Annotated in this window: 24 protein-coding genes; 9 read left to right on the forward strand and 15 right to left on the reverse strand. The window is 70.6% G+C overall.

All coding sequences use genetic code 11. From position 1 onward, the window contains the following. Positions 1 to 25 precede the first annotated feature (25 nt). Entirely contained in the window at positions 26 to 1,030 is a 1,005-nt protein-coding gene (gene trpS / locus BMX74_RS20340; protein ID WP_091102160.1) for a tryptophan--tRNA ligase, read from the reverse strand. 14 nt (positions 1,031 to 1,044) lie between these two features. Next, complete coding sequence (locus BMX74_RS20345) at positions 1,045 to 2,358, reverse strand: hemolysin family protein (RefSeq protein ID WP_055506528.1); 1,314 nt, start codon at positions 2,356 to 2,358, stop codon at positions 1,045 to 1,047. 86 nt (positions 2,359 to 2,444) lie between these two features. On the opposite strand from BMX74_RS20345, the gene galE reads away from it, so the two are divergent. Next, complete coding sequence (galE, locus tag BMX74_RS20350; protein ID WP_091102163.1) at positions 2,445 to 3,392, forward strand: UDP-glucose 4-epimerase GalE; 948 nt, start codon at positions 2,445 to 2,447, stop codon at positions 3,390 to 3,392. Positions 3,393 to 3,553: 161 nt separating this feature from the next. Here the strand turns inward: galE and BMX74_RS20355 are convergent, their stop codons facing one another. The 4 genes from BMX74_RS20355 to BMX74_RS20370 form a co-directional block, all read right to left on the reverse strand. Continuing rightward, the gene (locus BMX74_RS20355; protein WP_055506526.1) at positions 3,554 to 4,528 is read right to left on the reverse strand and encodes a malate dehydrogenase; all 975 of its coding nucleotides are present in this window, start codon (positions 4,526 to 4,528) and stop codon (positions 3,554 to 3,556) included. Positions 4,529 to 4,581: 53 nt separating this feature from the next. Further along, positions 4,582 to 6,606, reverse strand: a complete 2,025-nt coding sequence (locus BMX74_RS20360) for a protein kinase domain-containing protein (RefSeq protein ID WP_091102164.1) — start codon at positions 6,604 to 6,606, stop codon at positions 4,582 to 4,584. A gap of 161 nt (positions 6,607 to 6,767) precedes the next feature. Further along, positions 6,768 to 7,793: a polysaccharide deacetylase family protein gene (locus BMX74_RS20365; protein WP_055506524.1), complete on the reverse strand. Its 1,026-nt coding sequence runs from the start codon at positions 7,791 to 7,793 to the stop codon at positions 6,768 to 6,770. Between the two features lie 190 nt (positions 7,794 to 7,983). Next, the gene (locus tag BMX74_RS20370; protein ID WP_055506523.1) at positions 7,984 to 8,583 is read right to left on the reverse strand and encodes a TetR/AcrR family transcriptional regulator; all 600 of its coding nucleotides are present in this window, start codon (positions 8,581 to 8,583) and stop codon (positions 7,984 to 7,986) included. A 127-nt stretch (positions 8,584 to 8,710) separates the two neighbouring features. Here BMX74_RS20370 and BMX74_RS20375 point away from each other — a divergent pair, with 127 nt between their 5' ends. Then, positions 8,711 to 9,451: an SDR family NAD(P)-dependent oxidoreductase gene (locus tag BMX74_RS20375; RefSeq protein WP_055506522.1), complete on the forward strand. Its 741-nt coding sequence runs from the start codon at positions 8,711 to 8,713 to the stop codon at positions 9,449 to 9,451. A gap of 132 nt (positions 9,452 to 9,583) precedes the next feature. After that, on the forward strand, positions 9,584 to 10,333 hold the full coding sequence (locus BMX74_RS20380) for an SDR family oxidoreductase (RefSeq protein WP_055506521.1): 750 nt from the start codon (positions 9,584 to 9,586) through the stop codon (positions 10,331 to 10,333). Positions 10,334 to 10,336: 3 nt separating this feature from the next. Here the strand turns inward: BMX74_RS20380 and BMX74_RS20385 are convergent, their stop codons facing one another. From BMX74_RS20385 to lysA, 4 genes are all read right to left on the reverse strand, one after another. Beyond that, positions 10,337 to 11,572, reverse strand: coding sequence for an RNA polymerase sigma factor (locus tag BMX74_RS20385; protein WP_091102167.1), 1,236 nt, complete (start codon positions 11,570 to 11,572; stop codon positions 10,337 to 10,339). After that, on the reverse strand, positions 11,569 to 11,892 hold the full coding sequence (locus tag BMX74_RS20390; protein WP_055506519.1) for a YciI family protein: 324 nt from the start codon (positions 11,890 to 11,892) through the stop codon (positions 11,569 to 11,571). The genes BMX74_RS20385 and BMX74_RS20390 overlap by 4 nt, the downstream gene beginning before the upstream one ends. Before the next feature lie 26 nt (positions 11,893 to 11,918). Continuing rightward, positions 11,919 to 12,527, reverse strand: coding sequence for a dihydrofolate reductase family protein (locus tag BMX74_RS20395; RefSeq protein ID WP_055506518.1), 609 nt, complete (start codon positions 12,525 to 12,527; stop codon positions 11,919 to 11,921). A gap of 199 nt (positions 12,528 to 12,726) precedes the next feature. Further along, positions 12,727 to 13,962 carry a diaminopimelate decarboxylase gene (gene lysA / locus BMX74_RS20400; protein ID WP_236714999.1) on the reverse strand — a complete coding sequence of 412 codons (1,236 nt, stop codon included), beginning with the start codon at positions 13,960 to 13,962 and terminating at the stop codon, positions 12,727 to 12,729. A 122-nt stretch (positions 13,963 to 14,084) separates the two neighbouring features. Between lysA and BMX74_RS20405 the strand changes: the two genes are divergently transcribed. From BMX74_RS20405 to BMX74_RS20425, 5 genes are read left to right on the forward strand one after another with little or no spacing between them, the layout of a single operon-like run. Next, positions 14,085 to 14,951 (forward strand): ABC transporter substrate-binding protein, encoded by an 867-nt coding sequence (locus BMX74_RS20405; protein WP_055506516.1) that lies wholly within the window; start codon positions 14,085 to 14,087, stop codon positions 14,949 to 14,951. After that, the gene (locus tag BMX74_RS20410) at positions 14,948 to 15,778 is read left to right on the forward strand and encodes an amino acid ABC transporter permease (RefSeq protein WP_091102168.1); all 831 of its coding nucleotides are present in this window, start codon (positions 14,948 to 14,950) and stop codon (positions 15,776 to 15,778) included. Before BMX74_RS20405 ends, BMX74_RS20410 begins: the two co-directional genes overlap by 4 nt. A 1-nt stretch (position 15,779) precedes the next feature. Next, positions 15,780 to 16,532 carry an amino acid ABC transporter ATP-binding protein gene (locus BMX74_RS20415; RefSeq protein ID WP_055506514.1) on the forward strand — a complete coding sequence of 251 codons (753 nt, stop codon included), beginning with the start codon at positions 15,780 to 15,782 and terminating at the stop codon, positions 16,530 to 16,532. A 31-nt stretch (positions 16,533 to 16,563) separates the two neighbouring features. Further along, on the forward strand, positions 16,564 to 18,147 hold the full coding sequence (locus tag BMX74_RS20420; protein WP_055506513.1) for an N-acyl-D-amino-acid deacylase family protein: 1,584 nt from the start codon (positions 16,564 to 16,566) through the stop codon (positions 18,145 to 18,147). Further along, complete coding sequence (locus BMX74_RS20425; protein ID WP_055506512.1) at positions 18,144 to 18,896, forward strand: serine hydrolase; 753 nt, start codon at positions 18,144 to 18,146, stop codon at positions 18,894 to 18,896. The genes BMX74_RS20420 and BMX74_RS20425 overlap by 4 nt, the downstream gene beginning before the upstream one ends. Here BMX74_RS20425 and BMX74_RS20430 read toward each other — a convergent pair. The 4 genes from BMX74_RS20430 to BMX74_RS20445 all read right to left on the reverse strand — a co-directional run bounded on the left by BMX74_RS20430 (position 18,865) and on the right by BMX74_RS20445 (position 22,567). Beyond that, positions 18,865 to 19,788 carry a LysR family transcriptional regulator gene (locus tag BMX74_RS20430; protein ID WP_055506511.1) on the reverse strand — a complete coding sequence of 308 codons (924 nt, stop codon included), beginning with the start codon at positions 19,786 to 19,788 and terminating at the stop codon, positions 18,865 to 18,867. The two genes, BMX74_RS20425 and BMX74_RS20430, sit on opposite strands and share 32 nt — an antisense overlap. A 90-nt stretch (positions 19,789 to 19,878) precedes the next feature. After that, entirely contained in the window at positions 19,879 to 21,096 is a 1,218-nt protein-coding gene (locus tag BMX74_RS20435) for an NADP-dependent isocitrate dehydrogenase (RefSeq protein ID WP_055506510.1), read from the reverse strand. A gap of 53 nt (positions 21,097 to 21,149) precedes the next feature. After that, positions 21,150 to 21,449: a DUF3017 domain-containing protein gene (locus BMX74_RS20440; RefSeq protein WP_055506509.1), complete on the reverse strand. Its 300-nt coding sequence runs from the start codon at positions 21,447 to 21,449 to the stop codon at positions 21,150 to 21,152. After that, complete coding sequence (locus BMX74_RS20445) at positions 21,446 to 22,567, reverse strand: citrate/2-methylcitrate synthase (RefSeq protein WP_091102171.1); 1,122 nt, start codon at positions 22,565 to 22,567, stop codon at positions 21,446 to 21,448. Before BMX74_RS20445 ends, BMX74_RS20440 begins: the two co-directional genes overlap by 4 nt. 181 nt (positions 22,568 to 22,748) lie before the next feature. On the opposite strand from BMX74_RS20445, the gene BMX74_RS20450 reads away from it, so the two are divergent. Further along, positions 22,749 to 23,393, forward strand: a complete 645-nt coding sequence (locus tag BMX74_RS20450; RefSeq protein ID WP_055506507.1) for an FHA domain-containing protein — start codon at positions 22,749 to 22,751, stop codon at positions 23,391 to 23,393. A gap of 227 nt (positions 23,394 to 23,620) precedes the next feature. On the opposite strand, the gene BMX74_RS20455 is transcribed toward BMX74_RS20450, so the two are convergent. Continuing rightward, positions 23,621 to 25,177 (reverse strand): glycoside hydrolase family 10-like protein, encoded by a 1,557-nt coding sequence (locus BMX74_RS20455; RefSeq protein ID WP_091102174.1) that lies wholly within the window; start codon positions 25,175 to 25,177, stop codon positions 23,621 to 23,623. Positions 25,178 to 25,228: the final 51 nt, after the last annotated feature.

The raw sequence follows: 25,228 nt of genomic DNA on the forward strand, positions 1-25,228 counted from the left end.
CGGCCCTTCGCGACGCCTGACGCGGCTACGGCTTCGGGAGGAAGCCCACGCGGTCGCGGACCAGCTCCATGGTCTGGCGGGCCACCGCCGACGCGCGCTCCGCGCCGATGGCGAGCATGCGGTCGAGCTCGGCCTCGTCGGACAGGAGCTTCTCCGTACGCTCCCGGATCGGGGCGAACGCGTCGACCACGGCCTCCGCCACCTCCTTCTTGAAGGCGCCGTACCCCTGCCCCTCGAAGCGGGTGACCAGCTCGGGGATCGGCGTGCCGGTGAGGGCGGAGTGGATGCGCAGCAGGTTGGAGACGCCCGGCTTGTTCACCTCGTCGAAGAGCACCTCGGAGCCCGTGTCGGTGACGGCGCGCATCACCTTCTTGCGCAGCGGACCGGGCTGCTCCAGCACCTCCAGGATGCCCGCGGGGCTCGACGACGACTTCGACATCTTCGCGCTAGGGTCCTGGAGGTCGGTGATCTTCTCGACCTCCTTCGGGATGTACGGCTCCGGCAGGACGAACGTGTCGCCGAAGCGGTGGTTGAAGCGCTGGCCGAGGTCGCGGGTGAGCTCCAGGTGCTGCTTCTGGTCGGCGCCGACCGGCACGCGGTCGGCCTGGTAGAGCAGGATGTCGGCGGCCTGGAGGATCGGGTACGTGAACAGCCCGACGCTCGCGGCGCTCTCGCCGAACCTCGCGGACTTGTCCTTGAACTGCGTCATCCTGGCGGCCTCGCCCATACCGGTGAGGCAGATCAGCACCCAGGCGAGCTCGGTGTGCTCGCGAACGTGCGACTGGACGAACACGGTGGAGCGCTCAGGGTCGAGCCCGGCGGCGAACATCTGCGCGGCGGCGACGCGGCTGCGGCGGCGCAGCGCGGCGGGCTCGGTGGGCACGGTGATGGCGTGGAGATCGACCACGCAGTAGAAGGCGTCGTGGGTCTCCTGCAGGGTGACCCACTGCCGGACCGCACCCAGGTAGTTGCCCAGGTGGAAGGAGTCCGCTGTGGGCTGGATGCCGGAGAGTACACGAGGTCTGGCCATAGCAGGCAATTGTGTCAGGAATCCTGGTCGGGCGGCGACTCGACGAGCGCCCGGCGTTTCACTCTCACTCTAGCGATGCGGCGCCCGTCCAGCTCGGTCACGGTCAGGTCGAAGCCGGGGATCTCCACGCTCTCGCCCGCGGCGGGCAGGTGGCCGAGCATGGCCATCACGAACCCGGCCAGCGTCTCGTACGGCCCGTCCGGCAGCTTGATGCCGGTCTCGGCCGCGAAGTCGTTGAGGTTGGTCAGCCCGTCGATCTCAATCTCGCCCGCGGGCAGGACGACGGTGTGGTCCTCGACGTCGTACTCGTCCCTGATGTCGCCGACGAGCTCCTCGACGAGGTCCTCCAGCGTGACGATGCCGGCGGTGCCGCCGTACTCGTCCACCACGATGGCGAGGTGCTGGCCCTCGTCGCGCATCTCGTTCAGGGTGCTGAGCAGGCGTTTCGAGGCGGGCACGAACTTGACGGGCCGGATCGGCACGAGCGCGCCGACCGGCTCGGCGCGTCCCGCCAGGCTCGGGTCCAGCAGGTCCCTGACGTGGACGAATCCCACGATCTCGTCGTACGACTCCCGGTAGACGGGGAAGCGCGAGTGCGGCAGCCCGGCGGCCAGCCGGGCGGCGTCGGCCAGCGGCGTGTCGGCCCGCATGAACTCCACCTCGGTGCGCGGCAGCATGACCTCGCGGAGCTGGCGCTTGCCCGCCGCGAACACCTCGCCGATCAGGTGGCGCTCGTCGGCGGTCAGCTCGGTGTGCCCCACCACCATGTCGCGCAGCTCCTCGGTGCTGACCTCCTCCCTGCGGGCGGCCGGGTTGCCGCCGAGCAGCCGGACGACGCCGTCGGTGGACTTCGACAGCGCCCAGATGACCGGGCGCGACAGGACGGCGATGCGGTCGAGGAAGGGCGCGACGAACAGCGACAACCCCTCGGCCCGCTGCAGCGCGAGCCGTTTGGGCGCGAGCTCGCCGAGCACCAGCGACACGTACGAGATGGCCAGCGTGACCAGCACGAGGGCGAGCACGGAGGCGAGGCCGACCGGTACGCCCCAGCGGACGAGGACGGGCTGGAGCTGCACGCCGAGCCTGTCGGCGCCGAACGCGGCGGACAGCATGGTGGCGACGGTCACGCCGATCTGGACGGCGGACAGGAAGCGGTTGGGGTCGCGCGCGAGCTTGGCCACCCGCTCTCCCCTGCGGCCCTTCTGAGCGAGTTTGCGCACCTGGCTCTCGCGCAGGGAGACCATCGCGATCTCAGCCGCGGCGAAGAACCCGCCGATCAGGATGAACAGCAGGACCAGGGCGATGCTGGCCGCGACGGTGTCAAACATGGTGGTTGGCAGCGTATACGGGAGCTTTCCCGCGTATGCTGAACGGCGAGGCGTACAAAATCAAACATATTCGCTCAGGAGTACACATGAGACTGCTCGTCACCGGAGGGGCCGGATACGTGGGAAGCGTCGTCGCGGCGCAACTCGTCGAGGCGGGCCACGAGGTGACCGTGCTCGACGACCTGTCCACCGGGCACGAGGACGCCGTGCCCGACGGTGCGCGGTTCGTCAAGGCCGACATCGCCGAGGCCGGCGACGCCCTCGACGGCGTGGAGGCCGTGCTGCACTTCGCGGCGAAGTCGCTGGTCGGTGAGTCCGTGGAGAAGCCCGGACTGTACTGGGCGCACAACCTGGGCGGCACGCTGGCGCTGCTGGAGGCGATGCACGCGAAGGGCGTGCGCAGGATCGTGTTCTCCTCGACGGCCGCCACGTACGGCGAGCCCGAGCGCTCCCCCATCGAGGAGAGCGACCCGACCCGCCCGACGAACCCGTACGGCGCCTCGAAGCTGGCCGTGGACACCGCGCTGTCGGCGTACGCCGCCATCCGGGGCCTCGGCGCGGTGAGCCTGCGCTACTTCAACGTGGCCGGCGCCCACGGCCGCTTCCGCGAGCGCCACGCCGTCGAGACCCACCTCATCCCGAACGTGCTCAAGGTCGCCACGGGCGAGCGCGAGTCGGTGAACGTGTTCGGCAGCGACTACCCGACGCCCGACGGCACCTGCGTGCGCGACTACGTCCACGTCTCGGACCTCGCGAGGGCGCACCTCCTCGCGCTCGACTCGATCGCCGAGGGCCGCCACGAGATCTACAACCTGGGCAGCGGCACCGGCTTCAGCGTGCAGGAGGTGATCTCGGTCTGCCGAGAGGTCACCGGTCACGAGATTCCCGCCGTCATGGGGCCGCGCCGTGCTGGCGATCCGGCCGTGCTTGTCGCCTCTTCCGCCAAGATACAGCGCGAGCTGGGGTGGAAGGCGGAGCGGCCGTCGCTGCGCGACATCGTCGCCGACGCCTGGGCGGCGCTCCCCGGCGCGTGAGCGCCCCGCCGTGCCCGGCACCACGCCGCACGGCGACGGAGACGACGGGCGGACACGCGAAAGGCGCGCGCCCCGTGCGTGGGACGCGCGCCTTCGCGAAGGTTCCCGACCGGGCCGCTTCCCGGCCCACGCGAAAAGGGCGCGGGAAGGGCCGGGAAGGGTCAGATCAGGCCGAGGCTCTTGACCGCGTCGCGCTCCTCCAGCAGCTCGCGCACGCTGGCGTCGATGCGCTCGCGGGAGAACGGGTCGATCTCCAGGCCCTGGATGATCTCGAACCTGCCGCCCTGCGCCCGGACGGGGAAGGACGAGATGATGCCCTCGGGCACGCCGTACGAGCCGTCGGAGACGATCGCGGCGGACGTCCAGTCGGTGCCGTTGACCCAGTCGTGGACGTGGTCGATGGCCGCGTTGGCGGCGGAGGCCGCCGAGGAGGCGCCGCGGGCGTCGATGATGGCGGCGCCGCGCTTGGCCACCGTCGGGATGAACGTGTCGCGCAGCCACTCGCTCTCGACCTGCTCGGCCGCGATCTTGCCGCCGACCTCGGTGTGGAACAGGTCGGGGTACTGCGTGGAGGAGTGGTTGCCCCAGATCGTCATGTGCTTGATCTCGGTGACCGGCACCTGGAGCTTGGCCGCGAGCTGCGACAGCGCGCGGTTGTGGTCGAGGCGGGTCATCGCGGTGAAGCGCTCGGCCGGGACGTCGGGCGCGTGCCGCTGCGCGATGAGCGCGTTGGTGTTGGCCGGGTTGCCCACGACGAGGACCTTGATGTCGTCGGCGGCGTGGTCGTTGATGGCCTTGCCCTGCGGGCCGAAGATGCCGCCGTTGGCGCTGAGCAGGTCACCGCGCTCCATGCCGGCCTTGCGCGGCATGGCGCCGACGAGCAGCGCGACGTTGGCGCCGTCGAACGCCACGTTCGGGTCGTCGGTGATCTCGATGCCCGACAGCAGCGGGAAGGCGCAGTCGTCGAGCTCCATGGCCGTGCCCTCGGCCGCCTTCACCGCCTGCGGGATCTCCAGCAGACTCAGCTGCACCGGGACGTCCGCGCCGAGCAGGTGGCCCGACGCGATGCGGAACAGCAGTGCGTAGCCGATCTGACCGGCGGCTCCCGTGACGGTCACCTTGACGGGCGTGGCCATGCCTTCCCCTAACTCGTGGGACGAATCATTGACTTTCGGATGTTACCCGCTCGTCATCGGCAGGGTTCCATCGCGGGCACCTTCTGCTCAGGTGCGAAGTCGACCTTACCGAAGTACCTGGTCAGGAGCCGCTTCATGGTCTTGTCGCGGTAGAGGTCGGCGATGACGCCGCTGACCGCCTTGCAGGTCTTCAGGTCGCCCTGCCTGATGCCGACGGCGTAGCGCTCGTTGCTCAGCTTCACGCCCAGCACCTTGTAGCGGATGCTCTCGCGGCCCGCGAAGCCCGCCAGGATGAGGTCCTCGCCGGGGACGGCGTCGACCCCGCCGCCGCGCAGCAGGTTCATGCACTCGCCGTAGTCGGGGGCGGGCACCGGCTCGACGGCCACGCGGTCCTGGACGTCGCCCACCGACGGGCTGTTGGGCGCGCAGATCCGCTTGCCCCTGAGGTCGGCCAGCGTGTCGATGCCACTGCCCTGGCGGACCAGGATGTCGCGGTGCGCCACGTAGTACGGCCCCGCGAACTGCACCTTCTCCCCCGGGTCGATCGAGTACGTCGCCACGACCAGGTCCACCTTGCCCGAGGCCAGCGCCTCCGCCCTGTCGCCCCTGCTGACCCTGACGACGGAGACGTCCTTGGCCTGCAGGGCGGCGGCGATGCGCCGGGCGAGCTCCACGTCGAAGCCGTCGAACGACTCGCCGTTCTGCAGGCCGATGCCGGGCAGGTCGCCCTTGACCCCGATCGTGATCCTGCCGGTCTGAGCCACCCTGTCGACGAGCGAGGCGGGCGGTAACTTGCCGGCGTCCGCGCCGGTGGACGGCCCTGGGCCGGGGTCGGCGCCGAACGCCAGCCGGTGCCAGCCGTTCAGCACGGTCAGCACCGCTGCGGCGGCGATCAGGAGGATCACGACGGCCAGCGCGATCCAGCGCCCCGTCCTGCGCCGCCCGGCGGGGACAGGCGCCTGGCCGGCCGGCGGCACGGTGAGCGAGCCCGGCCCGTCGGGGACGGAGAGCGCGCCGTGAGCGGCCACACCGCCGCCCGTGTGCCCGGAGGTCGCATTCTGGGGGCCGGGGCCGGGGACGTCGCCGCCCGTGTGCCGGGAGGCCGCGTCGGGAACCCCCGCGTGCGCCTCCCCGCTCTCCCTGGTGGGCCCGCCTGGCGCGCCGCCGGAGGTGGGCTTGTCGGTGACCGTCACGCGGCTGAACGGAGTGGTGTCGTCGCTGGCCACCTGCACGCCCTGGCTGAGCACCGCCGTGGACGCGCCCGCCGTCTCCGGCTGCCCGAGCAGGCGCAGCAGGATCTGGTCGGCGGACGGCCGGTCGGCCGCCGACTTCGCCAGCGCCGAGCGCACCACGCCGCGCAGCGGCTCCGGCATCATGCTGACGTCGACCTCGTGGTTCAGGATGCGGTTGAGCACCACCGCGATCGAGTTGCCGTCGAAGACGGCCCTGCCCGTGGCCGCGTACGCGATGGTGGCGCCCCAGGAGAAGACGTCGGTGTACGGGCCGACGTCGTCGCCCGCGATCTGCTCGGGCGCCATGTACGCGGGCGTGCCGATGGCCCTGCTGGTGATCGTGCCCGTCGAGTCGATGATGCGCGCGATGCCGAAGTCGACCACCCGGGGACCGTCGGCGGCGATCAGCACGTTGTCGGGCTTGAAGTCGCGGTGGACGATCGCGGCGTGGTGGATCGCGGTGAGCGCGGTGGCCGTGCCGATGGCGAGCCGGTCGAGCACGGTGCCGCTGAGCGGCCCGTCGGTCTCGACGATCTCCCTGAGCGGCCGGCCGTCGATGTACTCGCTCGCGATGTACGGGGTGTTGCCGTCGAGGTCGGCCTCGATGACCCTGGCCGTGCAGAACGACGCGACCCGCTGCGCCGCCTTCAACTCGCGCGCGAAGCGCGACCTCGCGATCGTGTCACCGGTGAACTTGACGTGCAGCAGCTTGATCGCCGCGCGCTCGCCCTGATCACTGACCCCCAGATAGACGATGCCCTGGCCGCCCTCCCCGATGCGCCCGGTCAGCCGGAACGACCCCAGCTGAGTGGGATCGCCGGCCACCAGCGGCGATATCTGCGGCATTCGTCATCCCCACGTGTGCTGAACCCCATCGAGGCAAACTTTACGATGCCCCGCAACTTCACAGGCGGCTGTTAACCGTTCGTGACGTCACGGTTCGCCACCCGCGGGCCCCGCCGCCCCGCGGAAGGAGCGGCGGCGGGGCGGGTGCGCCGCGGCGCGCGCTAGTACGGCAGGCTCCAGCTCGCGAACGCCTGCCGCAGGTACGGGCTCTTGAACTTCGGGTACGCGACGGTACGCGGGTCGCCGTCGGACGTGTAGATCATGTCGGGGTTGTTCTTCAGCCAGTCGAGCCACGCCTCGGAGCAGAACTGGACGCAGTCGCCCTTCTTCTCCATCACCCTGATCCGCGGGATGCCGGCCGGGTCGAACGCCTTGCTGAACGGCGCCGGGGCGGGCGTGTAACCGGCCAGGAAGACGCCCTTGTGGTCGTAGCCCTTGCCGTGCAGGGCCCACTGCTTCTTGGTGGGCTGGTTGCCGTACGGGAGGGCGATGGTGACCGGCTTGACCGACGCGAGCGAGTTGATCTGCTGCGCGATGCCGCCGATCTGCTCCTCGACCTCCTTCTCCGACCGTCCGCGCAGGTTGATGTGGTCGCGGGTGTGGTTGCCGATGTCGAAGCCGTTGTCCTTGAGCCACTGCAGCGTCTGGGCCTGCTCCTCGCGCACCGTCTTGCCGAACATGTCGCGGGTGACGTAGAAGGTGGCGACCGGGCGGAAGCCCGGGTGCTTGGCGGCGACCTCGCGCAGGATGGCGACGGCGGTGTCGGGCTTGGGGACGCCCACCTCGTTGAGGGTGAGCTGCGAGGGCGAGGAGTCGTCGAAGGTGAGCACGACCGGGTGCCTGCCCGCGGGGATGTCGATCTTCCCGGTGACCATCTCGGCGGCGGTGATGGGGACGTAGCCGTCCTTGACCAGGCGTTCGAGGTCGTTGCGGAACTGCTGGGGCGTCCTGTCGTCCGTGGTGCCGGGATTGGGGATGATGCGGTGGAACATGAGCACCGGGATCTGCCCGAGCTCGTTGGCCTTGACCTTCGCGGCGGCCGCGACCTTGGCGGCGCGTTCCTGCTTCATCTTCGCCGCCGTGTCGGCCTTGGTGACCACCTTGGTCGTGGCGGGCTCCGAGCCGCAGCCCGCCGACAGCGCTGTGACGGCGACCAGTCCCACTCCCCCGAGAACACGCAGTCGCATCCGAACCCCCCGATACGCGTACGACTGTCACAGCGCCCGCATTGCGCGGGCGGTGTGGGTTGCACTGTGTGCACCTAAAGGGGGCTTCTACCCAGATGATCAACTACGCCACGCCGTGATCACGTCAAGAGATGGTCTGTCCGAAAGCTCCCGCGACCTTCGCGAACCACCTCGCCGGGGTGAACGCCCTTCAAGCGCGAAGGGCGTCGATCAGGGCGTCGACGGCGGCGAGCGCGGCGGCCGTGTCGAGTCCGGCGCGGGAGACCAGGGAAAGGCCCTGGACGGTGAACAGCAGGAGTTGCGCCTGGGCCTCGGGGGTGGCGGCCGGGGTGACCTCGCCGGCGGCCTGCGCGCGCCGTAGGGCGTCGGCGACGATCCGGGTGAAGCGGGCGTGCGAGCGGGCCACGATCTCGCGGGCCTCGGCGTCCTGCGGGACCAGTTCGGCGGTGGTGTTGCCGATCATGCACCCTTGCGGAACGCCGGCGTCGGAGGCGTACTCGTGCGCCCGGGCCGGGTTGGCGAGCACCTCGCGCAGCGCCGGCAGCACCGGCCCGGCCTCCAGCGCCGCGATCAGCTCGCGCTCGTAGGTGTCCCAGTACAACTGGACCGCCGCCAGGTAGAACTGCCGCTTGTCGCCGAAGGCGCCGTACAGGCTGCCCCGCTCCAGCGCCAGCACCTCGACGAGGTCCTGAATGGAAGTCGCTCCGTAGCCCCGGGACCAGAACAGCAGGAGCGCGCGCTCCAGGGCCTGGTCCTTGTCGAATGCGCGGGGGCGTCCCGTCCGTGCCACATCCCCAGGTTACGACTTTTTGACCGCTCGCACAAAAGACCGTACGGTGAGGGCCGGCCGACTTATTGAACGATCACACAGAAGTCGGCGGCGCGCGGACGCGCCAGAGGAGGAGAGGCGGGATCACATGGACTTCCAGGGAAAGACGGCGTTGATCACGGGATCAGGCGCCATCGGCGGGCTCGGGCACGCGACAGCGAGGATCCTCGCCGGCGGCGGGGCCAACGTGATCATCACCGGCACGGACCCGGACCGCGGCGCGCAGGTTGTGGACGACGTGCGGGAGAGCGCGACCGGCACCGTGCGCTTCATTCCCGCCGACCTGGCCGACCCGCAGGCCGTGCGGCGGCTGGCCGAGGACGCCGGGGCGGTGGACATCCTCGTCAACAACGCGGGCGTCGTCCCGTTCAGCGCGACCGCCGACCAGGACATCGCCGCCTACGACGCCGCCTTCGCCGTCAACGTGCGCGCGCCGTTCATCCTGGTCGCCCGGCTCGCGCCGAAGATGGCCGCCGGCGGGGGCGGCAGCATCGTGAACGTCACCTCCACCGCCGCCGGCCTGGGCATGCCGCCGATGGCGGTCTACGGCGCCACCAAGGCGGCGCTCGAATCCCTGACCCGCACCTGGGCGGCCGAGTTCGCCGCCTCGAACGTGCGCGTCAACGCCGTGTCGCCCGGCCCGATGACCACCTCCAAGGTGGTGGCGGCCATGGGCCCGGACCTCGGCGGCATGGGACTGACGACCGCGCTCAAGCGCGCCGCCGACCCCGCCGAAGTCGCCCAGGTCATCGCCTTCATCGCCGGCGAGCAGGCGAGTTACGTGACCGGCGCCGTCGTGGCCGCCGACGGCGGCCGCACCGCCATCTGACCCCGGACATGCCGGTCAGCACCACGTCCGCAGTGAGGAAGCCGGCCTCCGGGGGTGTCCCGTGATGGCGGGGACGGCCCGTCATCGTCACCAGGAATCACGCGCCTCGGCGCGAGTGAGGAAATGAGTTCAATGGGTCGTCTTGCGGGAAAGCACGCACTGATCACGGGCGGGACGAGCGGCATCGGGCTTGAGACCGCCCGTGAGTTCCTCGCCGAGGGAGCCACTGTCGCGATCACCGGCCGCTCGCGGGAACGCCTGGCCGAGGCCGCCCGGCAGCTGGACGGCCCGCTGCTGCCCATCGTCAGCGACGCCGGCGACGTGCCCGGCCAGGCGGCGCTCGCGGCGCGGCTGCGGGAGGAGTGGCCGCGGCTCGACGTCGTGATGAGCAACGCCGCCGACGTCACCCACCTCCCGATCGAGGAATGGACCGAGGAGGCGTTCGACCGGCTCGTCGCCACCGATCTCAAGGGGCCGTTCTTCCTGATCAAGGCCCTGCTGCCGCTCCTGTCACGGCAGGCCTCGGTCATCCTGGTCGGCTCCGTCTCCGCTTTCATCGGGCACGAGAACGCGGCGGTCTACGGCGCCGCCAAGGCCGGCCTGCTGTCCTTCGCCCGCGGGCTGACCTACGAGCTGAAGGACCGGGGCATCCGGGTCAACGGGCTGAGCCCGGGGCCGACCCTCACGGGCACGTTCACGTCGCTCGGCCCCGAGCGACAGGCCGCCGTCTACGACGAGCTCCGGCGGACGGTGCCCCTGCATCGCATCGGCACCGCCACCGAGCTGGCGAAGGCGGCTGTCTACCTCGCCTCCGACGAGTCCGCCTACACCGCCGGCACCGTCCTGCGCGTCGACGGCGGCATCGGAGAACTCGCCTACTGACCGCTACCGCAGTTGGTCGCGACGGCGGGTGAGATAGGCGGTCTCGCCGGTGTTGCCGGCCAGCTCGATGGCGCGGTCGTAGGCCGCGCGCGACTGCCGGCCGCGGCCCAGCCGGCGCAGCAGGTCGGCGCGGGTGGCGTGGTAGGCGTGATAGCCGGCCAACGCCTCGGCGAGGCGGTCGACGATGGCCAGTGCCACCTCCGGCCCGTCGAGCTCGGCCACGGCGACGGCCCGGTTGAGTGCGATGATCGGCGAGGGGTCGAGGCGGACGAGCTGGTCGTACAGGGCGAGAACCTGCGACCAGTCGGTGTCGCGGATGTCGCGGGCGGAGGTGTGCACCGCGTTGATCGCGGCGAGGATCTGATAGCGACCCGGGGCCACCCCGCCGGCGGCGGCGGCCAGGCGCTCGCGCACCAGCCGGTGGCCTTCGGCGATCAGTTCCGCGTCCCAGGCGCCGCGGTCCTGCTCGGTCAGGGGGACCAGTTCGCCTCCTGCCGAGACCCGGGCGGGGCGTCGGGCCTCGATGAGCAGCATCAGCGCCAGCAGCCCGGCCACTTCTCCGTCCTGCGGCAGGAGCGCGCGGATCAGGCGGGTGAGCCGGATCGCCTCGGTGGTCAGGTCGTGTCGTACGGGATCGGTGCCGGGGCCGCTGGCCAGGTAGCCCTCGTTGAAGACGAGGAACAGGACGGCCAGGACGCCGGAGACACGAGCCGGCAGATCGTCGGCGGACGGCATCCGATAGGGGATGCCGGCCGCCTTGATCTTGGCCTTCGCGCGGGTGATGCGCCGCTCCATGGCGGCCCCCTGCACCAGGAAGGCGCGGGCGATCTCGGACACGGTCAGACCGCCGACCATGCGCAGCGTCAACGCCACGCGCGCTTCCATCGCCAGCGCCGGGTGACAGCAGGTGAAGATCAGCCGGAGCCGGTCGTCGTCGATGGCGCCCAGCGGCGCGGGTGGGGTGTTGTCGTACACCATCTGCGCCTCCCTGTGCTTGCCGTCGCGCTTGTTCTCCCGCCGGATCCGGTCGATGGCCTTGCGGTTGGCGGTGGTGGTCAGCCACGCGCCCGGGTTGGGAGGCAGGCCGTCGGCCCGCCACCGCTCGACGGCGGTCGCGAACGCCTCGGCCGCCGCCTCCTCGGCGATGTCGAGGTCGCCGAAGCGCCTGGTCAGGGCCGCCACCACCCGCGCCCATTCGTCGCGATGGGCCCGGATGACCGCCTGCTCGACGTCGTTCACAGGAACGGCCGCACCTCGAGCTTCCGGTCGCAGATCTTCGACGCCTCGGCGGCGAGCCTGAGCGCCACGTCCAGATCGGGGCACTCCCACACCCAGACGCCGGCGAGGTACTCCTTCGACTCCACGAAAGGCCCGTCGCTGAACACCGTCTGCTCGCCCCGGTTGTCGACGACCGTGGCCGCGTCGGTGTCCGCGAGCCCGCCCGCGAAGACCCAGTAGCCCTCGGCGATCAGTCGTTCGTTGAACGCGCTGATGGCAGGCTGCCTGTCCGTGCTGCCGGGATCGCTCTTGTCATCGATCACGGAAACCAGGTATCGCATCTGGAGATCACCTCCTGTGGTGGGCTTCAGGCCGTCGCGTACCGCGGGCGTCCGGCCGGCCGGTAGACCTGGGTCGTCACGCCCTTCGAGTCGACCCGCGACTCGACCAGGTCGAGCGCGAGATCCGGACCGGTCTCGGGGAACAGTCTCGCGCCCTGGCCGAGGATCACCGGGATCACGATCAGCGTCATCTCGTCGACCAGGTCGTTCTCCAGCAGCCACCGGATCAGGATGCCACTGCCGTGCACCTGCAGCTCACCCCCGGGCTTGGCCTTCAGCTCGCCGATGGCCGCCGCGAGGTCACCGCGGAGGACGGTCGTGTCCTCCCAGCGCGGCGTGGTGAGCGTGGTCGAGGCGACGTACTTGGGGGCCTGGTTCAAGGCCACGCCGATGGGATGGGCGCGCATCTGGTCGATCGATCCCCACGAGCCGGCGAACAGCTCATAGGTGTGCCGGCCGAACAGGAACGCCTCGGCGCGCTGGTAGGTCCGCGTGATGAACGTCCTGGTCTCGTCGTCGCCCTTCCCCAGGGCCCATCCGCCGCGCTCGAATCCGTTCCTGCGGTCATCCGACGCGGCGCCGTTTCCCTGCATCACTCCGTCGATGGTGACCTGAGTCATGGTCGTCAGCTTCATGATCGCGGTTCCTTCGCCTTGGCGCCGCCCTCTTGCGGGCGGCCTCACCTCAGCTACGAACACCACCGCCCCGCTCCGACACCTCCTCCCGAACTTCTCCGAAGAATTCTCCGCCGAGACGGCCCTCCGGTCAGGCGGTCGGGCGGCTGCACGAGCTCGGCACCGTTGCCGGTCTCGGCGTGAAGTGACGTCCGGGGCTCTACAGGTAGAGCCGCAGCAGGTCCTCCTCGCTCTCGCGGCGGACGATCGCCCGCGCCTCGCCGTCCCGCACCGCCACCACCGGCGGCCGGGGCACGTGGTTGTAGTTGCTGGCCATGGAGCGCTGGTAGGCGCCCGACACCGGCACGGCGAGCAGGTCACCAGGCCGGACGTCATCCGGCAGCGGCACGTCCCTCACGAGCACGTCGCCGCTCTCGCAGTGCTTGCCGACCACGGTGAACGGGCTGAGCGGGGCATCCGAGGCGCGGCCCGCGAGCGAGGCGGTGTAGGCGGCGCCGTACATGCCGGGGCGGGGGTTGTCGCTCATGCCGCCGTTCACGCTCACGAACGGGCCCTTGACCGTGCCGATCTCGTAGAGCGCCACCGTGGACGGCCCCGCGATGGACCTGCCGGGCTCGACGGCCAGGCGCAGGCCCGCCGTCTCCTTCCTGAGCACCGTGACCAGCTCGGCGGGCGTCGGCGGGGTGGGGTCGTCCGGCGTGTAGCCGATGCCGAGTCCGCCGCCCAGGTCGAGCCTGGTGACGCCGACCTCGGCGGCGAACCCGGCCATCCTGGCGGCGGCGGTGCCGAAGGCGTCCAGCTCGAAGATCTGCGAGCCGATGTGGGAGTGCAGGCCGTACAGCTCCAGCGAGGGTTCGGCGGCCACCCGTTCCACCGCGAGCGCGGCGGCTCCGGCGCTCAGCGAGAAGCCGAACTTGGAGTCCTCGCCGCCGGTGGCGATGAACGCGTGGGTGTGCGGGTCGACGCCCGGCGTCACCCTGATCATCACGCGCTGCCGCACGCCCAGGGAGGCGGCGATCTCGGCGAGCCTGGCGATCTCGGTGAAGGAGTCGACGACCACGCAGCCGATGCCCCACGCCACGGCGCGGCGCAGCTCCGCGGGAGACTTGTTGTTGCCGTGGAAGACGACCCGCTCGGGCGGCATCCCGCCGGCCATGGCCACCGCGAGCTCGCCGCCCGTGCAGACGTCGAGCGACAGGCCGAGCCGGTCGAGCCAGCGCACCACCTCGGGGCAGAGGAAGGCCTTGCCGCCGTAGTGGACGTCGCCGTCGGGAAGCGCGTCCAGCCACGCCCGCGCGCGGGCGGTGAAGTCGGCCTCGTCCAGCACGTACGCGGGCGTGCCGTGCGTCCGGGCCAGTTCGACGGCCCCGACGCCTCCCAGATGCAGCTCCCCGTCGTGCCAAGCGGCAGTTTGCGGCCAGATGTCCAAGCTCATGAGGCGCGAGCGTAGGCAACCGCGACGCATCGGAGGGCCGAGCGTCGACGGATTCGTTGCTGAGGGTCGCATGCCTTCACGAGTCTTGGTGACGCCTGACCGCCTGGCCACCATGAGGTGCCATGCAAAAACACCTGGTCATCGCCCTGGTGGCGGTCTGCGCGCTGGGCGCGGGATGCGGGAGGTCCACCTCGGGTACGGCGGCGCCCACGCCGCCCTCCTCGACCGGCAAGAGCGCCAAGGACCTCGTCCCCGAAGCCGTCAGGAAGTCGGGCGAGCTGCGGATGGCGACCTCGGAAGGCTATCCGCCGATGGAGATGTACAAGCCGGGCACCCAGGAGATGACCGGCGTCGACGCCGACCTGGCCGTCGCCATCGGGGCGCGGCTGGGGCTGCGGACCCGCATCATCAACGCCTCCTTCGACGGCCTCATCCCGGGGCTGCAGGGCGGCAGGTGGGACATCGCCATGGCCGCGCTCAGCGACCTGGAGCAGCGCCGCAAGGCCGTCGACTTCGTCGACTACTTCAACGCCGGCGGCTCGATCATGGTCAGGAAGGGCAACCCGGAGGGCATCAAGACCCTCGCCGACCTGTGCGGCAAGAAGGTCGTCCTGGCCAAGGGCAGTTCCAACCTGGAGATCGGCAAGCGCCAGAACGACAAGTGCGCGCAGAAGATGGAGATCATGCAGAGCGAGGACGCGCCGACCGGCCTGCTCAGCATCGACTCCGGACGCACGGTCGCCACGATCGTCGACTCGCCCGTGGCCGCCATGTACGCCAAGGAGACCGGCAAGTACGAGGTCCTGCCCGAGCAGTACGACGCCGGGCCGTGGGGCATCGCGATCGACAAGAAGCAGACCGGCCTGCGCGACGCCGTCGCGAAGGCGCTGCAGGAGCTGCTCGACAGCGGCGAGTACGGCAAGATCCTGGAGAAGTACGGCACGACGGCGAACGCCGTGGCCAAGGTCACGATCAACACCGGCGCATGACGGAGCTCCCGATCGAGGCGGTGAAACCGCCCAGACCCGGACGGCTCGTCGCGGCGGCGCTCGCGGCGCTCGCGATGGTGTGGCTGGTCTACACCGTCATCGTCAACCCCAACCTGCACTGGGACGTGATCGTCACGTTCCTGCTGGACGGCCGCATCCTCGGCGGCCTGTGGATCACGGTCGCGCTCACGGCGCTGTCCATGGTGGTCGGCGTCGGCCTCGGCGTGATGGCCGCCGTCATGCAGCTGTCCGACAGCCCCGTGCTGCGCGGCGCGGCCGGCCTGTACACCTGGTTCTTCCGCGGCACGCCGCTGCTGGTGCAGCTCATCTTCTGGTTGGACATCGGCCTGGTCTTCCCCGAGATCGGGATCGGTGTCCCGTTCGGCGGGCCGATGTTCCTCCAGTGGCCGGCCAACGAGCTGATCACGCCGTTCACGGCGGCGCTGCTCGGGCTGACCATCAACGAGGGCGCCTACATGGCGGAGATCGTCCGCGCCGGCATCCGCTCGGTCGATCCGGGCCAGCGGGAGGCGGCCGAGTCGCTCGGCATGTCGCACCGGCAGATCCTGCGCAGGGTCGTGCTGCCCCAGGCGATGCGGGTGATCATCCCGCCGACCGGCAACCAGTTCATCTCGATGCTGAAGACCACCTCGATGGTGTCGGTCATCTCCGGCGCCGAGCTGCTGACCGTCTCCCAGCGGATCTACCTGGACAACTTCGAGGTGATCGCGCTGCTGGTGGTCGCCTCCACGTGGTACCTGCTGCTCACCAGCGTGGCCACCGTCGGCCAGCGCTTCCTGGAGAGGAGGTTCAGCCGTGGCCACTAGCATGGTGAAGATCGAATCGGTGCGGAAGCGCTTCGGGCACCTTGAGGTGCTGAAGGGTGTCAGCCTCGACGTTCCGCCGGGCGGGGTGGTCTGCGTGGTGGGCCCGTCCGGCTCCGGCAAGTCGACGCTGCTGCGCTGCGTCAACAGGCTGGAGACCATCGACGCGGGCCGGGTGTGGGTCGACGGCGAGCTCATCGGCTTCGCCGAGAAGGGCGGCAGGCTGCACCTGCTGCGGCCCGAGGAGCTGTGCCGCCAGCGCCAGGAGATCGGCATGGTCTTCCAGCGCTTCCACCTGTTCCCGCACATGACCGCGCTGGAGAACGTCATGGAGGGCCCGTGCACGGTCAGGCGCGTCCCGAAGGCGACGGCCGCCTCGCAGGCGATGGCGCTGCTCGACAGGGTGGGGCTGGCCGACAGGGCTGGGCACTACCCGCGGCAGCTGTCGGGCGGCCAGCAGCAGCGGGTCGCGATCGCGCGCAGCCTGGCCATGAACCCGAAGCTGATGCTGTTCGACGAGCCGACCAGCGCGCTCGACCCCGAGCTGGTGCAGGAGGTGCTGCAGGTCATGCGTGACCTGGCGGCCAGCGGGATGACGATGATCGTGGTCACCCACGAGATGGGCTTCGCCCGGGAGGCGGGTGACCACCTGGTTTTCATCGACGACGGCGTGATCGTGGAGGAGGGCCCGCCCCGCGAGGTGCTGTCCCGGCCGCGCCACGAGCGCACCCGCGCCTTCCTCGGGCAGGTCCTGTGAACGGCTCGCTCCTCATGAAGGGTTCGGCAGCGTGAGCCTCGATGTGCTGATCAGCGGTGGTCTCGTCGCCGACGGTACGGGCGCGCCGCTGCGCCGTGCCGACGTCGGCGTCAGCGGCGACCGCCTCGTCCTGCTGCCCGAGGGCGGCCCGGCCGACGGCGGCGGAGCGCGGGTGATCGACGCCACCGGACTGGTGGTCGCCCCCGGCTTCATCGACGTCCACACCCACTCCGACGCGGTCACCCTGCTCGGCGAGGCGGGCAGGGACCTGGCCGCCGCCCCCGTCCGCATGGGCGTCACGGTGGAGATCTGCGGCAACTGCGGGTCGAGCCTTTTTCCCGCGCTGCCCGAGCGGGTGCCGGCGCTGCGCCGGTCGAGCAGGGCCGGCTTCGGCGGCGACATACCGATATTTCAGGACTACGGGGGGTTCATCGAGGCGCACGAGCGCACCCCCCGGTCGAACCATCTGACCTCCCTCGTCGGCCACGGCACCCTCAGGGCGGGCGTGCTCGGCTACGAGGACCGCCCGGCCACCCCCGCCGAGCTCGACACCATGTGCGCGCTGCTGGACGACGCGCTGGCCGCCGGAGCGGCCGGGCTGTCCACCGGGCTCATCTACACCCCGGGCACCTACGGCGACACCGCCGAGGTGGTGGCGCTGGCCCGGGTCGCGGCCAGGCACGGCAGGCCGTACGTCACGCACCTGAGGGACGAGATGTCCCGCGTCGAGGAGGCGCTGGAGGAGGCCGTCGAGATCGCCCGCAGGAGCGGGGCCGCGCTCCACGTCAGCCACCACAAGACGGCGGGCAGGCACGCCTGGGGCAGGACCCTGCGGACGCTCCCCCGCATCGCGGAGCTGCGGGCCCAGGGCATGGACGTCACCTGCGACGTCTACCCCTACACCGAGGGCAGCACGTCGCTGTCGGCGATGTTCCCCCCGTGGGCCAACGACGGCGGCACCGAGGCGCTGCTCGACCGGCTGCGCGACGCCGGCCAGCGCGACCGGATGCGCAGGGCGATCGAGGAGGGCGTGCCCGGCTGGGAGAACACGGTCGGCAACGGCGGCTGGGATCGCATCTCCGTCGCCTGCGCCGCCCATCACCCCGAGGTCGAGGGCCGCACGATCGCCGAACTCGGCGGCGACCCCGTGGACGCCGCCGCGGAGCTGCTCCTCGCCGAGGAGGGCGAGGTGACGATCATCAGCCACTCCATGCGCGAGGACGACGTCCAGCGGGTCCTGGCCAGCGAGTTCGCCATGATCGGCTCGGACGGCGTGCCCAAGCCGGGCCATCCGCACCCCCGCCTGGCCGGCACCTTCCCCAGGGTGCTCGGCCGCTACTCCCGCGACCGGGGCCTGTTCCCGCTGGAGGTCGCCGTCCACAAGATGACCGGCATGGCGGCCGACCGGTTCGGGCTGGCGGACCGGGGCGTCGTACGCGACGGCGCGCACGCCGACCTCGTGCTGCTCGACCCCGAGACGGTCGCCGACGGCGCCACCTACGCCGATCCGCTGCTGCCCCCCGCCGGCATCCACGCCGTCGTCGTGGCGGGACGGCTCGCCGTCGAAGGCGGCAGGCTCACCGAGCACAGACCAGGAAGGATCATCGGGCGGTGAACGACATCACGCTCGCCGTCGCGACGCGGGATCTGGTGACGGGCGAGTTCCACGGCGTCAACGAGGACGCCGAACTGCCGCTGGCCAGCGTAGGCAAGCTGCTCCTGCTGGCCGAGGTGGCGATGAGCGTCGAAGGCGGCATCCTCCACCCCGACACGCCCGTGACGCTGCACGACGACGACTACTGCGGCGGCTCGGGGCTGCTGCTGTCGCTGTCGGGACGCAGCTGGACGATCGGCGACCTCGCCCTGCTGACGGCCGCGGTCAGCGACAACACCGCGACCAACGCGCTGCTGCGCGAGATCGGCCTGGACCGGGTCAACGCGGCGGCCGCGGCCCTCGGGCTGTCGAGGACCAGGCTGCTCGACCGCATCAGGGAGCCGCGCGGCCCCGAGGACCCGCCGACGTTCGCGATCGGCACCGCGGCCGACCTCTCCTGCCTGGCCGCGCTCGTCGCGGGTGCGGACGGCTGGCAGGTGCTCATGCGCGGCTGGATGCAGCAGAACACCGACCACACCCTCGTCCCCGCCCTGGTCAGGCACGACCCCGAGGGCGCCTGGCTGGCCAACAAGACCGGCACCGACGAGGGCGTCAGGTCCGACGTCGGCATCATGGGCGGGCGGATCGCGTACGCCGTCCTCGCCCACGGCCCCTCAGGCAGCGAGCACGAGCTGGCCTCCGCCGTACGGCGGGCCGGGCTCGACGTCGCCGCCCGCCTCAGCGCAGCGACGGCTCCATCGAGTTCCTGAGCTGGGCCGAGGCCGTGCGCAGGTAGGCCAGGAAGGAGCGGGCGGCCGGGTTGGGGTTGGTCGGCCGCCTGGCCACGCCGATCCTGCGGAACAGGTTCGGCGTGGCCAGGCGGCAGGTGTGCAGCCCGGTCGCGCCCTGCAGGCCGAGGCTCGGCACCAATGCGACGCCGAGCCCGGCCCGTACCAGGCCGATCGTCACCTCGTAGTGGTCGCTGCGGCAGCGGATCTGCGGCGAGAAGCCCTCCAGCGCGCTGGCCCGCTCCAGGATCGACACCGGATGCTCGGCCCCGAACGTGGTGATCCACGGCTGGTCGGCCAGGTCCGCCAGGCGCACCCTGGGCCGCTGGGCGGCGGAGTGGCCGGTCGGCAGGACCAGGAGTTGCGGCTCGTCGAACAGGTGGACGACCTCCACCCCCTCGGGGCACTGCCACGGGTCGAGCGCGTGCTCGAAGACCACCAGCACGTCGAGCGCGCCGCGCTCCAGGTCGGGCAGCAGCTCGTAGGGCTGGCCCTCCACCAGGTCGAGCGCCACGTTGGGGTACCTGGAGGCGAACCGCGACAGCGCCAGCGGCAGCAGGCGGTACCCGGCGGAGGCGAAGAAGCCGATGCGCAGCTCACCGGCGTCGACCCTGGCCTGGGCGAGAAGGTCCTTCTCCGCCGCCTCGATGATGTCGACGACCTCCTGCGCCCGGATGGCGAGGCGGCGTCCCGCCTCGGTCAGCCGCAGGCTCTGCGCGTTGCGCTCGACCAGGCCGACCCCCGCCTCCTGCTCCAGGCGGGACAGCTGATGCGACACGGCGGACGGCGACAGCTTCAACACCCTGGCCGCACCGGCGATGCTGCCCGTCCTGAACACCTCAAGCAGGACACGCAGCCGGTTACTACTCAACACGTGACCAAGCGTATGAGCCTGATCACCACCCGAGGAAGGGGTGACGGCCTCTACCTGGTAGGAAACCCGCAGGTAGAGGCCGTTCTCGCACTAGGCGGACATCTTCTTCTTGAGGTTCTCGTCCAGCGCCGCCAGGAAGTCCTGGGTGGTCAGCCACTTGGCGTCGCCGCCGACCAGGAGCGCGAGGTCCTTGGTCATCTGGCCGCCCTCGACCGTCTCGATGCAGACCTGCTCCAGCGTGTCGGCGAACGCGGTGACGGCGGGCGTGTTGTCCAGCTTGCCGCGGTGGGCGAGGCCACGGGTCCACGCGAAGATCGACGCGATCGGGTTCGTGGAGGTCGGGTTGCCCTTCTGGTGCTCGCGGTAGTGGCGGGTCACCGTGCCGTGCGCGGCCTCGGCCTCGACCGTGCGGCCGTCGGGGGTCATCAGCACCGAGGTCATCAGGCCGAGCGAGCCGAAGCCCTGCGCGACCGTGTCGGACTGGACGTCGCCGTCGTAGTTCTTGCACGCCCAGACGTAGCCGCCCTCCCACTTGAGCGCGGAGGCGACCATGTCGTCGATCAGGCGGTGCTCGTAGAGCAGGCCGGCCTTCTCGAAGTCCGCCTTGAACTCGGTCTCGTACACCTCGGCGAAGATGTCCTTGAAGCGGCCGTCGTACGCCTTGAGGATGGTGTTCTTCGTCGAGAGGTAGACCGGGTAGTTGCGGGCCAGGCCGTAGCGCATCGACGCGCGCGCGAAGTCGCGGATCGACTCGTCCAGGTTGTACATGGCCAGCGCCACACCGGGGCCGGGGAAGTCGTACACGTCGAGCTCGATCGGCTCGGAGCCGTCCTTCGGCGTGAACGTCAGGGTCAGCGTGCCCTCGCCGGGGACCTTCAGGTCGGTGGCGCGGTACTGGTCGCCGAACGCGTGACGGCCGACCACGATCGGCTTGGTCCAGCCGGGGACCAGTCGCGGCACGTTCTGCATGATGATCGGCTCGCGGAAGATGACGCCGCCGAGGATGTTGCGGATGGTCCCGTTCGGGGACTTCCACATCTTCTTCAGGCCGAACTCCTCGACCCGCGCCTCGTCCGGGGTGATGGTGGCGCACTTCACGCCGACGCCGTACTTCTTGATGGCGTTCGCGGCGTCGATGGTGACCTGGTCGTCCGTGGCGTCGCGGTGCTCGATGCCGAGGTCGTAGTACTTCAGGTCGACGTCGAGGTAGGGAAGGATCAGCTGGTCCTTGATGAACGTCCAGATGATCCGGGTCATCTCGTCGCCGTCGAGTTCGACGACAGGACCCTCCACCTTGATCTTGGGCATGCGAATGGTTCCCCTTCAATCAATTGATGCGTCGAGGCTATCGGACCCCCGGGTCAACGGGCGAAAAGGGATAGGATCAACGCCTTCAGCTCGTTGTTGTCCAACAACAGCGAGATCAGCACGAGCACGAAGCCGAACCCCACGAGCGTGGTGACGTCGGTCTTCTTGCTCCGCACGGCGAGCTGGCCGCCGTAGCCCGAGAAGCGGAGCGCGGCGGCGACCATGACGAGGCCGCCCAGGGCGAAGCCGCCCCAGCGCGGGTCCAGGAAAATCATCACGAGCACGCCGACGACCGCACCCGCCAGGATCAGCGGGTACGGTCCCCAGCTCTCGCGCCTGCTCTCTTCGCTCAACGCTCTTCTATCGGCTTCCACTTCTGGTCGCGCTCGCCGATGTACTCGCTGTCCGGGCGGATCAGCCGGTTGTCGGCGTGCTGCTCGATCACGTGCGCGGTCCAGCCCGACATCCGGCTGACGGAGAAGACCGGCGTGAACAGGTCCGTCGGGATGCCAAGGTAGTGGTAAACCGTCGCCGCGTAGAAGTCGACGTTGGGATAGAGGCCCTTCGTCTCGAAGACGACCTCCTCCATCTCCTTCGACATCCGGTAGTACGTGTCGTCGCCGCTCGCCTCGGCAAGCTCCGCGGACATCTTGCGCAGGTGGGTCGCGCGGGGGTCCTCGGTCTTGTAGACGCGGTGGCCGAAGCCCATGATCTTCTCGTGGGCGGCCAGCTTGTCGCGCACGGCCTGCGCCACGCCGGTGGGCGGGATCGACTCCAGGGTCTTCATGACCTGCTCGTTGGCGCCGCCGTGCAGGGGACCCTTCAGCGTGCCGATCGCGGCCACGATGGCGGAGTGCATGTCCGACAGTGTGGCAGCGCACACCCTCGCCGCGAAGGTGGATGCGTTCATCGTGTGGTCGGCGTGCAGCACCAGGCAGGTGTCGAAGATCTCCACCTCGCGGGGCGCGGGCGTCCGGCCGGTGACCTCGAAGAGGAAGTTCGCCGCGATGCTCTGCTCCGGGTCGGGGTCGGGGACGGTGCCCCCGGTGCGAGCGGCGTGGTAGCGGGCGACCAGCAGAGGCTGCTGCGCGGTCAGGCGGGCGGCCTTGCGCAGGTTGGCGTCGGGGGCGATGGAGTCCTTGTCCGGGTCGTCCGCGCCCGCCAGCGAGACCAGCGAGCGCAGCGCCTCCATGGGTTTCTGCTTCTCCGCGATCTCCGCGATGTTGGCCGCGACCAGCGCGCCGAGCTCCCGTCCCTGCGCCAGGTCGGTCCGGTACGCGTCCAGCTCCGCCCGCGTCGGCAGCTTGCCGCGCTGGAGCAGGTACGCGGTCTCCTCGAAGGTCGCTCGGCCCGCCAGGTCGTGGATGTCGTATCCGCGGTAGAACAGGCGACCGGCCTTTCCGTCGATGTCGCTCAGCGCCGTGGACGCGGCTACGACATCGGCCAGGCCTTTCGTGGGCTTGTCCGCCATGAGTGTTTCCTCCGCTTATCTCCGCTCGAAGTCTACCCGTGAGCAGGCAAAACCGGCCGCAGAGGTCCAGACCAATTTCACGCGGGATTCTCCTTATGGCAAAGGCGATTCCGCATCCCCTCGGTTGGGTAAGCCGGAGCTGTAGTAATAGTTACGGCGGGCTACCTGGGGAGGAACTGCCGTGGAGGGGCCGTTCATACGCATCGAGGACACCGGCGAGGTGGTCCCGTTGCGCCCCGAGATCACGACGGTCGGGAGAGGCCGGGGTGTCGACATCCGGCTCACCGACCCCAGCGTGTCTCGACTCCATGCCGAGTTCGTCAGACGAGGACCGTACCTGTACGTCGTGGACCTGGGCCTGTCCAGGAACGGCACGCGGGTGAACGGCAGGCCGATCGCCCGGAGGGTCCTCGACGACGGCGACGTCGTCTCCTTCGGCGCGGCGCGGGCCCGCATCGGCGGGGTGCCCCGTGAGGACTTCACCCCCGAGGTCGAACTCCGCAGGGCGGCGGCGCCCGAGCTGACCAGGCGCGAGGTCGACGTGCTCACCTCGCTCTGCCGCCCGGCGCTGTCGGACGAGGCGTTCGTCGCCCCGGCGACCGCGCGCGAGATCGCCGACGACCTGGTCGTGACCGAGGCCGCGGTCAAGCAGCACTTACTGCGGCTGTACCAGAAGTTCAGGATCCCCGAGGGCACCAACCGGCGCACCCGCCTCGCCAACGAGGTCGTCGCGCTCGGTCTGGTGCGCCCCACCCCCGTGGTGCCGCCGCAGCGGCCAGGGGCTCCTGCCGAGCAGCCGTCACCGGCGGGGCGCAGGGCTTCCTAGACAGGGCCTCCTAGACAGGGCTTCCCGGGCGGCACTCCCGGGCGGCGGATCGCGACCGGGGCTTCGGCGAGGGGTTCCGGCAGCGTCAGCGGAACCCCGATGTCACCGCGCCGTGATGTCACCGCGCCGTGATGTCACCGCGCCGTGATGTCACCATGCCCCCTGGCTGGGGCGGCGGGTGCGCCGGCGCGCCCCTCACGGCGCGCCGGCGACGTGGGACGGTCAGGTCAGAGCACGCGGAAGCCGTTGCTCGGAGCGCTCGTCCGGTTCGCGCGGTCCACGGCCACCACGTAGTAGTGGTCGCCCGCCTTGCCGTCCTGGTCGGCCCAGATGGCCTGGCGGCCGCCCGGCACCACCGCGACCAGGTTGCGCGCGTCGCCGAACGCGTCGGCCGCCGCGTCCTCCGCGAAGCGGAAGATCGCGAACTGGAACGGCTCCTCCCTGCCCGTGGCGACGGCGCGCACCTCGACGCCGCCGGGACGGCGCCGCGCGTACGCGACGACCGGGCGGTGCGGCGCCGTGCCTCCCGCCAGCCTGGGCAGCACCGGCGCGAGCGCGGGCCGCTGGTAGTGGTCGTTCACCGCGGTGGTGATCGAGGCGATCCTGTCCACCTTGACGTCGTTGGCGTTGTACCAGATGTCGCCGCCGATCTCGGGGTGGTTCCTGTTGAGCGTCAGGTGCTTGGACAGCTCCGCCGGGTCCTGCCACTGCGGCGCGGTCTGCGCGGGGTCGCCCGCCTTGTACGCCGCCTGGCCGATCCACAGCAGCGTGCCGGTGCCCTTGGCGACGTCCGACCACCACGGCACGAGCTTCGAGTAGTCGGCGGGAGGCTGGCCGATGTACCAGTAGAGCTGCGGCGCGATGTAGTCGAGCCAGCCCTTCTTGACCCAGCCGCGGGTGTCGGCGTGCAGGCTGTCGTACGACTGGCCGCCGTTGGTGTCGGAGCCGAGCGGGTCGCTGGCCTTGTTGCGCCAGATGCCCGAAGGGCTGATGCCCCAGGCGATCTCCGGCTTGGCGGCGAGGACGCGCTGCTGCATCTCGGAGACCATGAGGTCCACGTTGTTGCGGCGCCAGGCGGCCAGGTCGGGGAAGCCCGCGCCGTACTTGGCGAAGGTGGCGCTGTCGTCGAAGGCCGTCGTGTTGGTCGGGTAGAAGTAGTCGTCGAAGTGCAGGCCGTCGATGTCGTAGCGGGTGACGGCGTCCATCATGGCGTCCTGGCAGAACGCCCGGACCTCCGGCAGGCCGGGGTTGTAGTAGAGCTTGCCGCCGAACGGCACGATCCAGTCGGGGTGCTTGCGCCCGGGGTGGTCGGGGTGCAGCTTGGACGGGTCCGACTGCATCGACACCCGGTACGGGTTGAACCAGGCGTGGAAGGCGAGGCCCCTCTTGTGCGTCTCCTCGACGGCGAAGGCGAGCGGGTCGTAGCCGGGGTCCTGGCCCTGGGTGCCGGTCAGCCACTGCGACCAGGGCTCGAACGGCGACGGCCAGAAGGCGTCCGCGGTGGGCCTGATCTGCACGAAGACCGAGTTGAGCTTGCGCTGCTCGGCCACGTCGAGCCAGGCGAGGTACTCCGCCTTCTGCTCGTCGGCGCTCAGGCCGGGCTTGGACGGCCAGTTGATGTTGACGACGGACGCGATCCACATGCCGCGCATCTGGCGCAGCGGCGGGATCCAGTCGGCGGACGTCCCTGCTGCCGCGCCGGTTTCCGCGAAGGCGGGGAGCGGGGTGGCGGACGCGGCGGCGGCGAGGGCGAGGCCCTTCAGGAGAGTCCTTCTGCTCGGCATGGGGGGTGGCCTCTCGACAGTGGTTGTTTCTGGGGCGACGATGACAGAAAA

Origin of the sequence: Nonomuraea pusilla (genome assembly GCF_900109355.1) — a bacterium.
Lineage (GTDB): Bacteria > Actinomycetota > Actinomycetes > Streptosporangiales > Streptosporangiaceae > Nonomuraea > Nonomuraea pusilla.

Coding starts and splice junctions, on each gene's coding strand:
- trpS (WP_091102160.1), bottom strand. CDS start 1,030: ATGGCCAGACCTCGTGTACTCTCCGGCATCCAGCCCACAGCGGACTCC.
- BMX74_RS20345 (WP_055506528.1), bottom strand. CDS start 2,358: ATGTTTGACACCGTCGCGGCCAGCATCGCCCTGGTCCTGCTGTTCATC.
- galE (WP_091102163.1), top strand. CDS start 2,445: ATGAGACTGCTCGTCACCGGAGGGGCCGGATACGTGGGAAGCGTCGTC.
- BMX74_RS20355 (WP_055506526.1), bottom strand. CDS start 4,528: ATGGCCACGCCCGTCAAGGTGACCGTCACGGGAGCCGCCGGTCAGATC.
- BMX74_RS20360 (WP_091102164.1), bottom strand. CDS start 6,606: ATGCCGCAGATATCGCCGCTGGTGGCCGGCGATCCCACTCAGCTGGGG.
- BMX74_RS20365 (WP_055506524.1), bottom strand. CDS start 7,793: ATGCGACTGCGTGTTCTCGGGGGAGTGGGACTGGTCGCCGTCACAGCG.
- BMX74_RS20375 (WP_055506522.1), top strand. CDS start 8,711: ATGGACTTCCAGGGAAAGACGGCGTTGATCACGGGATCAGGCGCCATC.
- BMX74_RS20380 (WP_055506521.1), top strand. CDS start 9,584: ATGGGTCGTCTTGCGGGAAAGCACGCACTGATCACGGGCGGGACGAGC.
- BMX74_RS20390 (WP_055506519.1), bottom strand. CDS start 11,892: ATGCGATACCTGGTTTCCGTGATCGATGACAAGAGCGATCCCGGCAGC.
- BMX74_RS20395 (WP_055506518.1), bottom strand. CDS start 12,527: ATGAAGCTGACGACCATGACTCAGGTCACCATCGACGGAGTGATGCAG.
- lysA (WP_236714999.1), bottom strand. CDS start 13,962: ATGAGCTTGGACATCTGGCCGCAAACTGCCGCTTGGCACGACGGGGAG.
- BMX74_RS20405 (WP_055506516.1), top strand. CDS start 14,085: ATGCAAAAACACCTGGTCATCGCCCTGGTGGCGGTCTGCGCGCTGGGC.
- BMX74_RS20410 (WP_091102168.1), top strand. CDS start 14,948: ATGACGGAGCTCCCGATCGAGGCGGTGAAACCGCCCAGACCCGGACGG.
- BMX74_RS20415 (WP_055506514.1), top strand. CDS start 15,780: ATGGTGAAGATCGAATCGGTGCGGAAGCGCTTCGGGCACCTTGAGGTG.
- BMX74_RS20435 (WP_055506510.1), bottom strand. CDS start 21,096: ATGCCCAAGATCAAGGTGGAGGGTCCTGTCGTCGAACTCGACGGCGAC.
- BMX74_RS20445 (WP_091102171.1), bottom strand. CDS start 22,567: ATGGCGGACAAGCCCACGAAAGGCCTGGCCGATGTCGTAGCCGCGTCC.
- BMX74_RS20455 (WP_091102174.1), bottom strand. CDS start 25,177: ATGCCGAGCAGAAGGACTCTCCTGAAGGGCCTCGCCCTCGCCGCCGCC.